The organism is Pseudomonas sp. R76 (assembly GCF_009834565.1).
Classification (GTDB): Bacteria; Pseudomonadota; Gammaproteobacteria; order Pseudomonadales; family Pseudomonadaceae; genus Aquipseudomonas.
Window position 1 is genome coordinate 960,251 of sequence record NZ_CP019428.1, and the last position, 12,042, is coordinate 972,292.

Consider the following 12,042-nt stretch of genomic DNA (forward strand, 5'->3'; position numbering starts at 1 on the left):
CAAGGGCGGCTGATGCGAACTGCTGAGTGGTCGATCTGAAGAGGCGGGTGATTTATTTCCGGCGCTTGACCTGTAAACTCGCGAGCTTTGGCTCTGTGCTGTTGCAGGCGCGCAGTATCGCATAAGTGGGCGCTTTGTTCGCCTGCTCTTTATCTATAGGCGCAAACTCTTTCAATGAATCTGCTCAAATCGTTGGCTGCCGTCAGCTCTATCACGATGATCTCCCGGGTTTTGGGGTTCGTGCGTGACACCCTGCTGGCGCGCATTTTTGGCGCCAGCATGGCCACGGATGCGTTCTTTATTGCCTTTAAATTGCCCAATCTGCTGCGGCGAATCTTTGCCGAAGGCGCATTTTCCCAGGCGTTCGTGCCGATCCTGGCCGAATACAAGACCCAGCAGGGCGAAGAAGCCACTCGCACCTTTATTGCCTATGTTTCCGGCCTGCTGACCCTGGTACTGAAGCTGGTGACCATCGCCGGCATGCTCGCCGCGCCTTGGGTGATCTGGGCCACCGCCCCCGGTTTCGCCAATACCCCGGAAAAATTCGCGCTGACCACTGATCTGCTGCGGGTGACCTTTCCTTATATATTGCTGATTTCCCTGTCGTCCCTGGCCGGTGCGATCCTCAACACCTGGAACCGCTTCTCGGTGCCGGCCTTCGTGCCGACATTGCTGAACGTCAGCATGATTATTTTCGCGCTGTTCCTCACGCCGTACTTCGATCCGCCGGTGATGGCCCTGGGCTGGGCGGTGCTGGCCGGTGGCCTGGCGCAATTGCTGTACCAGCTGCCACACCTGAAAAAGATCGGCATGCTCGTGCTGCCGCGCCTGAACCTCAAAGACACCGGCGTCTGGCGCGTGATGCGCAATATGCTGCCGGCGATCCTTGGCGTTTCGGTCAGCCAGATTTCGCTGATCATCAACACCGCCTTCGCCTCGCTGCTGGTTTCAGGCTCGGTATCGTGGATGTATTACGCCGACCGTCTGATGGAGCTGCCGTCCGGCGTACTTGGCGTAGCGTTGGGCACGATTCTGCTGCCGACCCTGGCGCGCACCTACGCCAGCAAAGACCGTCAGGAATACTCGCGCATTCTCGACTGGGGCCTGCGCCTGTGTTTCATGCTGGTGCTGCCGTGCTCCCTGGCCTTGGGGATTCTGGCCGAGCCATTGACTGTCTCGCTGTTCCAATACGGCCAGTTTGACGCGCATGACGCACTGATGACCCAGCACGCGCTGGTCGCTTATTCCGTCGGGCTGCTCGGTATTATCGTGATCAAAGTGCTGGCCCCAGGCTTTTACGCTCAGCAGAACATCCGCACGCCGGTCAAAATCGCGATTTTCACGCTGATCGTCACGCAACTGCTCAACCTGGTGTTTATCGGCCCGCTGGCCCACGCTGGCCTGGCGTTGGCGATCAGCGCCGGCGCCTGCATCAATGCCGGCCTGCTGTTTTATCAACTGCGCAAGCAGCAGATGTACCAACCGCAGCCGGGCTGGGGCATGTTTGCCCTCAAGTTGCTGGTGGCGGTTGCGGCCATGTCGGCGGTACTGCTCGGCCTGATGCACTTTATGCCAGCCTGGGACCAGGGCCATATGCTGGAGCGCTTCATGCGCCTGGGCGTGTTGGTGGTCGCAGGCGTGTTGGTGTACTTCGGGATGTTGCTGCTGCAGGGTTTCCGACTGCGGGATTTCAATCGCAAGTCGTTGGGATAGAGAGTTTGCCGCGATAAAACGGTTGTTTTATCGATTCGATCCATTTGGCCTGCGCTGTTGCCTGTCGTCCGGGGCTGGGTGTGGTTATAATCGACCACTTTATGAGCAAGAAGCGCGTTATGCAGCTGGTTCGAGGTCTCCACAACCTGCGCCCCGAGCATCGGGGCTGCGTCGCCACTATTGGCAACTTTGACGGTGTTCACCGTGGCCACCAGGCTATCCTGGGCCGGCTGCGTGAACGTGCGGTCGAGTTGGGCGTGCCCAGCTGCGTGGTGATTTTTGAGCCGCAGCCACGGGAATTCTTTACCCCTGAAACGGCGCCGGCACGTTTGGCGCGTTTGCGCGACAAGCTGCAGCTGCTGGCGGAAGAGGGCGTAGACCGTGTGCTTTGCCTGGCCTTCAACCAGCGTTTGCAAAGCCTCAGCGCCGCCGAGTTCGTCGACCGTATTCTGGTGGATGGCCTGGGCGTACAGCACCTGGAGGTCGGCGACGACTTCCGTTTCGGTTGCGACCGCGTCGGGGATTTCGACTTTCTGCAGCACGCCGGCGTGAATCAAGGTTTTACCGTCGAAGCCGCGCAAACCGTCGAACTGGACGGCCTGCGCGTGAGCAGTACCCAGGTGCGTAACGCCCTGGCCGCTGCCGACTTCGCCTTGGCCGAGCGCTTGCTCGGTCGCCCGTTCCGCATTGCCGGGCGGGTATTGCACGGTCAGAAGCTGGCGCGCCAACTCGGTACGCCAACCGCCAACGTGCAACTCAAGCGCCGTCGTGTACCACTCACCGGGGTTTACCTGGTGAGCGTCGACATCGACGGCCAATCGTGGCCGGGAGTCGCCAACATAGGCGTCAGACCCACGGTTGCAGGTGATGGCAAGGCCCACCTGGAAGTTCACCTTTTGGATTTTGCCGGTGATTTGTATGACCGGCGTTTGACGGTGGTTTTCCACCAGAAGCTGCGTGAAGAGCAGCGTTTCGCCTCCCTTGAGGCGTTGAAAACGGCGATCAATGCGGATGTCGCCGCCGCCCGTGCACTAGCCGCACCTAGCGCCCATCGCTAACCGAAGAGCCTTAAATGACCGACTATAAAGCCACGCTAAACCTTCCGGACACCGCCTTCCCAATGAAGGCCGGCCTGCCACAGCGCGAACCGCAGATCCTGCAGCGCTGGGACAGTATTGGCCTGTACGGAAAGTTGCGCGAAATTGGCAAGGATCGTCCGAAATTCGTCCTGCACGACGGCCCTCCTTATGCTAACGGCACGATTCACATCGGTCATGCGCTGAACAAAATTCTCAAGGACATGATCCTGCGCTCGAAAACCCTGTCGGGTTTCGACGCGCCTTATGTTCCGGGTTGGGACTGCCACGGTCTGCCGATCGAACACAAAGTCGAAGTGACCTACGGCAAGAACCTGGGCGCGGATAAAACCCGTGAACTGTGCCGTGCCTACGCCACCGAGCAAATCGAAGGGCAGAAGTCCGAATTCATCCGCCTGGGCGTGTTGGGCGAGTGGGACAACCCGTACAAGACCATGAACTTCAAGAACGAGGCCGGAGAGATCCGCGCCTTGGCCGAAATCGTCAAGGGCGGCTTCGTGTTCAAGGGGCTCAAGCCTGTGAACTGGTGCTTCGACTGCGGTTCGGCCCTGGCCGAAGCGGAAGTCGAGTACGAAGACAAAAAGTCCTCGACCATCGACGTGGCCTTCCCGGTTGCCGACGACGCCAAGCTGGCCGAAGCCTTTGGCCTGGCATCGCTGGCCAAGCCGGCCGCCATCGTGATCTGGACCACCACGCCGTGGACCATCCCGGCCAACCAGGCACTGAACGTGCACCCGGAATTCACCTATGCCCTGGTGGACGTCGGTGACCGCCTGCTGGTGCTGGCCGAGGAAATGGTCGAGGCCTGCCTGGCACGCTACGAACTGCAAGGTTCGGTGATCGCCACCACCACCGGCACCGCGCTGGAACTGATCAACTTCCGTCACCCGTTCTATGACCGTCTGTCGCCGGTGTACCTGGCCGACTACGTCGAACTGGGTTCGGGTACGGGTGTGGTTCACTGCTCGCCCGCTTATGGCGTGGACGACTTCGTGATCTGCAAGAAGTACGGCATGGTCAACGATGACATCATCAACCCGGTGCAAAGCAACGGCGTCTACGTGCCTTCGCTGGAGTTCTTCGGCGGCCAGTTCATCTTCAAGGCCGACCAGCCGATCATCGACAAGCTGCGTGAAGTCGGTGCGCTGGTGCAAACCGACACCATCAAGCACAGCTACATGCACTGCTGGCGTCACAAGAGCCCGCTGATCTACCGCGCCACCGCGCAGTGGTTCATCGGCATGGACAAAGAGCCCGTCAACGGCGACACCCTGCGTGTGCGCTCGCTCAAAGCCATCGAAGACACCAAGTTCGTTCCGGCCTGGGGCCAGGCGCGCCTGCACTCGATGATCGCCAACCGTCCGGACTGGTGCATCTCCCGCCAACGTAACTGGGGCGTGCCGATCCCGTTTTTCCTGAACAAGGAAAGCGGCGAGCTGCATCCACGCACCGTCGAACTGATGGAAGTCGTGGCCCAGCGTGTTGAGAGCGAAGGCATCGAAGCCTGGTTCAAGCTGGACGCCGCCGAGCTGTTGGGCGACGAAGCGCCGCTGTACGACAAGATCAGCGACACCCTCGACGTGTGGTTCGACTCCGGCACCACCCACTGGCACGTGCTGCGCGGCTCGCACCCGATGGGCCACGAAACCGGCCCGCGTGCCGACCTGTACCTGGAAGGTTCGGACCAGCACCGTGGCTGGTTCCACTCCTCCTTGCTGACCGGTTGCGCCATCGACAACCACGCGCCGTACCGTGAGTTGCTGACCCACGGTTTCACCGTCGATGAGACGGGCCGCAAGATGTCCAAGTCGCTGAAAAACGTGATCGAGCCGAAAAAGATCAACGACACCTTGGGCGCCGACATCATGCGTCTGTGGGTAGCGTCGACCGATTACTCGGGCGAAATCGCCGTGTCGGACCAGATCCTGGCCCGTAGCGCCGATGCCTATCGCCGTATCCGTAATACCGCACGCTTCCTGCTGTCGAACCTGACCGGTTTCAACCCGGCCACCGACATCCTGCCGGCCGAGGACATGCTCGCCCTGGACCGCTGGGCCGTGGACCGTACCCTGTTGCTGCAGCGCGAGTTGCAGGAACACTACGGTGAATACCGTTTCTGGAACGTCTACTCGAAGATCCACAACTTCTGCGTGCAGGAGCTGGGTGGTTTCTACCTCGACATCATCAAGGACCGCCAGTACACCACCGGCGCCAACAGCAAGGCACGCCGTTCGGCGCAGACCGCGCTGTACCACATCTCTGAAGCGCTGGTGCGCTGGATCGCGCCGATCCTGGCCTTCACCGCCGACGAACTGTGGGAATACCTGCCGGGCGAGCGTAACGAATCGGTAATGCTCAACACCTGGTACGAAGGCCTGACCGAACTGCCGGCCGACTTCGAACTGGGCCGCGAGTACTGGGAAGGCGTGATGGCCGTCAAAGTTGCGGTGAACAAGGAGCTGGAAGTTCAGCGTGCGGCCAAGGCCGTCGGTGGCAACCTGCAAGCCGAAGTCACCCTGTTTGCCGAGGAAGGCCTGAGCGCCGACCTGGCCAAGCTGAGCAACGAATTGCGCTTTGTGCTGATCACCTCGACCGCCAGCCTGGCACCGTTTGCCCAGGCGCCTGCGGACGCCGTGGCCACCGAAGTACCGGGCCTCAAGCTGCAAGTGGTCAAGTCGGCCTTCCCTAAGTGCGCCCGTTGCTGGCACTGCCGTGAAGACGTTGGCGTAAACCCTGAGCATCCGGAAATCTGCGGTCGTTGCGTGGACAACATCAGCGGTGCCGGTGAGGTTCGCCACTATGCCTAACACCAGCCGTTTCGGACGTCTGGGCTGGCTCGTACTGAGCGTGCTGGTGCTGGTCATTGACCAGCTCAGCAAGGCTCATTTCGAAGGCGCCTTACAGATGTACCAGCAGATTGTGGTCATTCCCGACTACTTCAGCTGGACCTTGGCTTACAACACCGGCGCGGCCTTCAGCTTCCTCGCCGACAGCTCCGGCTGGCAGCGCTGGCTGTTCGCGCTGATCGCCGTGGTGGTCAGTGCCGTGCTGGTGGTCTGGCTCAAACGCCTGGGCCGCGATGACACCTGGCTCGCCATCGCCCTGGCCTTGGTGCTGGGCGGCGCCCTGGGTAACCTTTACGACCGCATTGCCCTGGGCCATGTGATCGACTTTATCCTGGTGCATTGGCAGAACCGCTGGTACTTCCCGGCGTTCAACTTTGCCGACAGCGCCATCACCGTCGGTGCAATCATGCTGGCGTTGGACATGTTCAAAAGCAAGAAAACCGGAGAGACCGTCAATGACTGATCAGGTATTGGCTGAGCAACGCATCGGCCAGAACACGGAAGTCACTTTGCATTTCGCACTGCGCCTGGAGAACGGCGACACGGTCGACAGCACGTTCGACAAAGCCCCGGCGACCTTCAAGGTCGGCGATGGCAACCTGCTGCCGGGTTTCGAAGCGGCACTGTTCGGTTTCAAGGCCGGTGACAAGCGCACCCTGCAGATTTTGCCGGAAAATGCTTTTGGCCAGCCCAACCCGCAAAACGTACAGATCATCCCGCGTTCGCAGTTCCAGGACATGGACCTGTCGGAAGGCCTGTTGGTGATTTTCAACGATGCGGCGAATACCGAGCTGCCCGGCGTGGTGAAAACCTTCGATGACGCGCAAGTGACCATCGACTTCAACCACCCGTTGGCCGGTAAAACCTTGACGTTTGACGTCGAAATCATCGACGTTAAAGCGCTCTGATCAACGACGCTGGCTCCTGTGGGGCTGGTTTATGTGGGAGCTGGCTTGCCTGCGATAGCATCACCTCGGTGTACCTGATACACCCAGTCGTCTGCATCGCGGGCAAGCCCGGCTCCCACAGGGGCTCACTCCTGTAGAGTTGAGTCGATCCAATTTCTTGCCCTGCAAGACACGAGGCACAGCATGCAAATCAAACTCGCCAACCCCCGTGGCTTCTGCGCTGGTGTGGACCGGGCGATCGAAATCGTCAACCGCGCCCTGGAAGTCTTCGGGCCGCCGATTTACGTGCGCCATGAAGTCGTCCATAACAAATTTGTGGTTGAAGACCTGCGCGCGCGCGGTGCCATCTTTGTCGAAGAACTCGATCAGGTGCCGGACGACGTCATCGTCATCTTCAGCGCCCACGGCGTTTCCCAAGCCGTGCGCACCGAAGCTGCCGGCCGTGGCCTGAAAGTATTCGATGCCACCTGCCCGTTGGTCACCAAGGTGCACATCGAAGTCGCGCGTTACAGCCGCGACGGCCGTGAATGCATCCTGATCGGCCACGCCGGCCACCCGGAAGTCGAAGGCACAATGGGCCAGTACGACGCCAGTAATGGTGGCGCGATCTACCTGGTGGAAGACGAAAAAGACGTCGCCAACCTGCAAGTCCAAAACCCAGAGCGTCTGGCCTTTGTCACGCAGACCACCTTGTCGATGGACGACACCAGCCGCGTAATCGATGCCCTGCGCACGCGATTCCCAGCCATTGGTGGTCCGCGCAAAGACGACATCTGCTACGCCACGCAAAACCGCCAGGACGCGGTCAAGCAACTGGCGGACGAATGCGATGTGGTACTGGTCGTCGGCAGCCCCAACAGCTCCAACTCCAACCGCCTGCGCGAACTGGCTGAACGCATGGCCACGCCCGCGTACCTGATCGACGGCGCCGAAGACATGCAGCGCAGCTGGTTCGACGGCGTCGAGCGTATCGGCATCACCGCGGGCGCTTCGGCTCCCGAAGTGCTGGTGCGCGGCGTGATCCAGCAACTGCAGGCCTGGGGTGCCACCGGTGCCGATGAGTTGGCCGGTCGTGAAGAGAACATCACGTTCTCGATGCCCAAGGAGCTGCGGGTTCGCTCGCTGGTCTGAGTGCCGAGGTGCCGGAGCCCATCCGGCACAATGCCTGCTCGGTGGTGTCGCTGCGCAGGCTGATGCGCCCGCTGGGGGCAAGTACTACCTGAAACAGGCTTTGCGCCTGGCCCGTGTCGCACACATGCACGGTGCCTGCACGGAAACCTCCGGCTGAAAATATCGGTTCGCCCAAGCCGCTGAAGCGCACCTGGCTCTTGACCGGCCCATTCCCGACAATCGGTATTTTCCCGCTGTCCTGTCGTTCCAACAGCACTGGGTTGTTGTCGTCCGAGTGGCCGCGTCCGCTTTCGTCCACGATCACTCGCCAGCCCAGGCTCCAGTCCTCCTGCCGTGCATGAATGACCACCGCACGATTGCGCGCAATCGCCTCGGTGCGGGCGTAGCGCAGCCCGCTGGCCAGCGACTGCGCAGCGGTTTGTCGTTGCTGCGACTCAAGCAAACCCCTGAAACCCGGCACTGCCAGGTTCGCCAGGATGCCGCTCAGAAGCAGGCTCAGCAGCAGTTCAATCAGGGTGAAGCCGCGTTGTCTCATGTGCCGTCCCTCCGTGGACGTAGTCAGTGTTTCAGGTGGTAGGTCTAGGTATAGCGCCACTCTCTGGGTGTGCAGTGATGGCCTTTATGTCCAAAGTATTTCCCTTTGTTCCGAGAGCAGCGCCGGCCCAAAACCGACGCTAGTCTTGGGCCGCACAGCAGGTTTCTCCTGCTTTTTTTCGGCCTTCGACACGGATGACGACGGTAATGCTTGTTTGCCCCAACACAAACGCTGCCCGTGCTTTGCCCCGGCGCCAATCCGGCATGACGCTGATCGAGGTACTGGTGGCTGTGCTGATTCTTGCCGTTGGCCTGCTGGGCGCGGCGGTTATCCAGCTCAATGCACTCACGTACACCGACAGCTCAAGGATGATCAGCCAGGCCAGCTTCATTGCCTACGACATGCTCGACCGCGTTCGGGCCAACTCGGGTGCCGATTACTCTGGGGGCCGAAACGAAGGGAGCCGAAACGAAGGCGGCCCGCCCAATACGGCTACCGCCAGCGTACGTGACCTGGACCTGCATGATTTCGAAGCCAATATCATCGGCTTTGCCGGGGCGAGCGCCAAAGGCTCTGTGGTGGTCAGCGGCAGCGAGGTCACCGTGAGTATCAGTTGGGACGATGCCAGGGCAGCGAAAAGCCGCGGTGCGCGGGAAACCTTCACCCTCACCAGCCGCATTGCCGGCGCGCGGGAGGTGGCGCAATGAGTCGCTGTGCGCGGGGTTTTAGCCTGGTGGAGTTGTTGCTGGCGCTGGCTATCGGGTTGGTGCTGATACTCGGGCTCAGCCAGGTCGTCATCAGCGCACGGGCCACCCATGCCAGCCAGCAGGCCGCCATGTTGCTGCAGGATGATGCGCGGTTTGTGCTGGGCAAGATCATTCAGGATGTGCGCCAGGCGGGCATGTTTGGCTGCCTGGCGACGGCCTATATCGATAACGCACCGGCCGCGTTTGAGCGGCCGGTCAGTTGGAGTGCCGCAGGGAGCGCCAGGTCACTGACGCTGGTCACCGCCGATTCGGGAGGCGAGGGCGGCAAGCCCGACTGGACGGTGCTCTCCGATTGCACCGGCACAGCCCAGGCCTATGCGGGCAGCTCGCCAGCACCGGCGCCTGGGCAGATCCGGTTTGCGCTACGCCAGCTCACCTACACCTTTGAAGCCGGGCAGTTGAAGGTCAGTACACCCGCAGCGCCGGCCAGGACGGTGCTGGTGGATAACGTTCAGGCGTTCGACGTCAGTTTTGGTCTAGCGGCCAAGCCCGGCGCCACGCGTGTGGTGCGCTATGACGCCAGCCCGGCGGACGAATCGCTGATACGCAGCGTGCGCATCCAGATGACGCTGCGAGACCCGGCCGGGCGTGTTCAGGACCAGGTCTACAGCGTCGTGGCCGCGCTGCGCAATCGGCTGGGGTAGGGTGATTATGCTCAGCTATCACGGTTTTTACCTGCGTCAGACCGGCATGGTCCTGGTGATCAGCCTGGTGTTTCTGCTGGTGTTATCACTGATCGGCCTGGCGTCGATGCAAGGGGCTGTGTCCCAGCAAAAGATTGCCGGTGGCATCTGGCATCGTAATCAATCATTTCAGACTGCTGAAAGTGGGCTGAGGCTGGGTGAATTGATCGTGCAACGCACAGGGTCGGTGCTGCCGCTCTGCCAGTCGATCAGTGCCTGCGCGCCCCCGCAGGAGGCGTTTTCGGTGGTGGGTGCCGGGGCGAACCCTGTTTCAGCCGTTAATTGGGCTGCCCTGAAGGGCGGGCTGTATGGCGTTCAATCGCTGGGGCAGGCAGAGGGCGTGGTTGGTCTGCCCGCGCAAACGCCTGCCGCGTTGTTCCGCGTGACGGCTGTTGGGTTCAGTGGTCAATCGCGCACGGTGCTGGAGACGGTGTATGCGCAGGTCAACGAAGCGCAAGGTTCGAGATTTCGTCGAGTTTTATGGCGTCAACTTCAATAAGGAGCGTATCAATGGGCAAGGATTGCCAAGGTTTTACCCTGATCGAGTTACTGATCGCTGTTGCGATCGTCGCGTTACTGGCCGCAGTCGCCTACCCCGGCTATACCGGCTATGTAAAAAAAGCCTACCGCGCAGAGATCGTTGCGTTGTTGTCTGAGCAAGTCCACTACCTGGAGCGCTTTTACACGCGCAACGGTACTTTTATTGATGCAAGCGGCGTCAGTGTGGGCAATGAACGCTATAGAATCAGCGCAGTATTAAACCCTCAGGAATTTCACCTGGTGGCCGCGCCTGCAGTCGGCTCAGTCATGGCAGGCGACCCTTGCGGTGAGTTCAGCTTGAGCAGTTCCGGCGTGCGCAGCAATCCGGGCGCGTCGCCTGACATGTCGCGCAAGGCGTGCTGGGGGCAATGATGAGAGTGCTGGATGAGTGGGCGCCGAGTGCGCTTTTCCCTTTTTATCGGCTGGATCAAGTGATGGCTAAGCAACAGCAAGTGGTGATTGTCGGTGGCGGAGTAATCGGGTTGTTGACGGCGTACAACCTGGCCACCCAGGGGCAGGCAGTCACACTGCTGGAGCGCGCGGGGCTTGGGCAGGAGTCTTCCTGGGCGGGCGGCGGCATTGTGTCGCCGCTGTACCCGTGGCGCTACAGCCCGGCGGTCACGGCTCTGGCGCATTGGTCCCAGGATTTTTATCCGCAACTGGCGCAACGGTTGTTCGCCGCCACGGGCGTTGATCCAGAGGTGCATACCACGGGTTTGTACTGGCTGGACCTGGACGACGAGGCCGAAGCACTGGCCTGGGCTGCCCGTGAAGGCCGGCCGTTGAGCAAAGTGGATGTGTCGGCTGCCCATGACGCGGTGCCGGTGTTGGGCGGGGGGTATTCCCAGGCGATCTACATGGCGAACGTGGCCAATGTGCGCAACCCGCGCCTGGTCAAATCCCTCAAGGCGGCGCTGTCGGCGTTACCCGGCGTGACTATCCATGAGCAGTGTGAGGTGAACGGTTTTGTCCTCGAGGGCGAAAACGTCGTGGGCGTGAACACGGCTGCGGGGCCGATCCTTGGGGATCAGGTCGTGCTGGCGGCCGGTGCCTGGAGCGGGGAACTGCTGGGCAAACTGGGCTTGGCACTTCCCGTAGAGCCGGTCAAAGGCCAGATGATTTTGTACAAGTGCGCGTCAGATTTCTTGTCGAGTATGGTCCTGGCCAAGGGGCGCTATGCGATCCCGCGGCGTGATGGGCACATTCTGATCGGCAGCACGCTTGAACATGAAGGGTTCGACAAGACCCCGACCGACGCTGCGCTGGAAAGCCTCAAGGCTTCTGCGGTGGAATTGATACCCGCGCTGGCGGACGCCGAGGTCGTGGGGCATTGGGCGGGTCTGCGGCCCGGCTCACCGGAGGGCATTCCCTACATCGGTGAAGTCCCAGGCCTCAAAGGGCTGTGGCTCAATTGCGGGCATTACCGCAATGGCCTGGTGCTCGCGCCAGCATCCTGCCAGTTATTTTGCGACTTGTTGCTGGGGCGCACACCGATCATCGACCCGGCGCCCTATGCGCCTGAAGGTCGGCTCAACGCTGGATAGACTTCGGGCCTTGCTCCAGGTGTGCCTGGGTGCAGTACCACTGTTGGTTTGAACTCAGTGCGCGATCCTGCGGCAAATGCACGCCGCAGTGGGCGCAGCGCACCATCAAGGCTGCGTCGGGCTCGCCGCTGCGTTGCTGCTTGGCAGCCGGGCTTTTGAATTTGCGCCAGAACCATACCGCGGCAGCAATGACGGCAATCCAGAACAGTAGACGAAGCATGATGGGCAGTTTCTCGACAAGGAATGCGCCAGTTTAGCCAAGGTCGTAGCAGGCGCAC

Annotated in this window: 13 protein-coding genes; 11 read left to right on the forward strand and 2 right to left on the reverse strand. The window is 61.0% G+C overall.

All coding sequences use genetic code 11. The features are described 5' to 3' along the window. Window positions 1-174: 174 nt before the first annotated feature. From murJ to ispH, 6 genes are all read left to right on the forward strand, one after another. Window positions 175-1,713: a murein biosynthesis integral membrane protein MurJ gene (gene murJ, locus PspR76_RS04185; protein ID WP_159954097.1), complete on the forward strand. Its 1,539-nt coding sequence runs from the start codon at window positions 175-177 to the stop codon at window positions 1,711-1,713. Between the two features lie 119 nt (window positions 1,714-1,832). Continuing rightward, the gene (ribF, locus tag PspR76_RS04190; RefSeq protein ID WP_064450635.1) at window positions 1,833-2,771 is read left to right on the forward strand and encodes a bifunctional riboflavin kinase/FAD synthetase; all 939 of its coding nucleotides are present in this window, start codon (window positions 1,833-1,835) and stop codon (window positions 2,769-2,771) included. Between the two features lie 14 nt (window positions 2,772-2,785). Continuing rightward, the gene (ileS, locus tag PspR76_RS04195; protein ID WP_159954098.1) at window positions 2,786-5,617 is read left to right on the forward strand and encodes an isoleucine--tRNA ligase; all 2,832 of its coding nucleotides are present in this window, start codon (window positions 2,786-2,788) and stop codon (window positions 5,615-5,617) included. Then, the gene (lspA, locus tag PspR76_RS04200) at window positions 5,610-6,119 is read left to right on the forward strand and encodes a signal peptidase II (RefSeq protein ID WP_106578588.1); all 510 of its coding nucleotides are present in this window, start codon (window positions 5,610-5,612) and stop codon (window positions 6,117-6,119) included. Before ileS ends, lspA begins: the two co-directional genes overlap by 8 nt. Window positions 6,120-6,126: 7 nt before the next feature. Then, on the forward strand, window positions 6,127-6,564 hold the full coding sequence (fkpB, locus tag PspR76_RS04205) for an FKBP-type peptidyl-prolyl cis-trans isomerase (protein ID WP_010213263.1): 438 nt from the start codon (window positions 6,127-6,129) through the stop codon (window positions 6,562-6,564). Between the two features lie 183 nt (window positions 6,565-6,747). Continuing rightward, window positions 6,748-7,695 (forward strand): 4-hydroxy-3-methylbut-2-enyl diphosphate reductase, encoded by a 948-nt coding sequence (gene ispH / locus PspR76_RS04210; protein ID WP_159954099.1) that lies wholly within the window; start codon window positions 6,748-6,750, stop codon window positions 7,693-7,695. Here the strand turns inward: ispH and PspR76_RS04215 are convergent. Then, entirely contained in the window at window positions 7,649-8,230 is a 582-nt protein-coding gene (locus PspR76_RS04215; RefSeq protein ID WP_159954100.1) for a GspH/FimT family pseudopilin, read from the reverse strand. The genes ispH and PspR76_RS04215 overlap by 47 nt on opposite strands. Window positions 8,231-8,436: 206 nt before the next feature. Between PspR76_RS04215 and pilV the strand changes: the two genes are divergently transcribed. From pilV to thiO, 5 genes are all read left to right on the forward strand, one after another. Next, a complete protein-coding gene (gene pilV, locus PspR76_RS04220; RefSeq protein ID WP_159954101.1) occupies window positions 8,437-8,937 on the forward strand; it encodes a type IV pilus modification protein PilV in 501 nt (166 codons plus the stop codon). After that, window positions 8,934-9,641 carry a PilW family protein gene (locus tag PspR76_RS04225; RefSeq protein WP_159954102.1) on the forward strand — a complete coding sequence of 236 codons (708 nt, stop codon included), beginning with the start codon at window positions 8,934-8,936 and terminating at the stop codon, window positions 9,639-9,641. The genes pilV and PspR76_RS04225 overlap by 4 nt, the downstream gene beginning before the upstream one ends. A 46-nt stretch (window positions 9,642-9,687) precedes the next feature. Further along, entirely contained in the window at window positions 9,688-10,179 is a 492-nt protein-coding gene (locus tag PspR76_RS04230) for a pilus assembly PilX family protein (protein ID WP_442966765.1), read from the forward strand. A gap of 11 nt (window positions 10,180-10,190) precedes the next feature. Continuing rightward, complete coding sequence (locus PspR76_RS04235; protein WP_159954104.1) at window positions 10,191-10,592, forward strand: type IV pilin protein; 402 nt, start codon at window positions 10,191-10,193, stop codon at window positions 10,590-10,592. Between the two features lie 62 nt (window positions 10,593-10,654). Next, window positions 10,655-11,764 carry a glycine oxidase ThiO gene (thiO, locus tag PspR76_RS04240; protein WP_159954105.1) on the forward strand — a complete coding sequence of 370 codons (1,110 nt, stop codon included), beginning with the start codon at window positions 10,655-10,657 and terminating at the stop codon, window positions 11,762-11,764. Here the strand turns inward: thiO and PspR76_RS04245 are convergent. Beyond that, entirely contained in the window at window positions 11,751-11,984 is a 234-nt protein-coding gene (locus PspR76_RS04245) for a PP0621 family protein (protein WP_159954106.1), read from the reverse strand. The genes thiO and PspR76_RS04245 overlap by 14 nt on opposite strands. Window positions 11,985-12,042 lie beyond the last annotated feature (58 nt).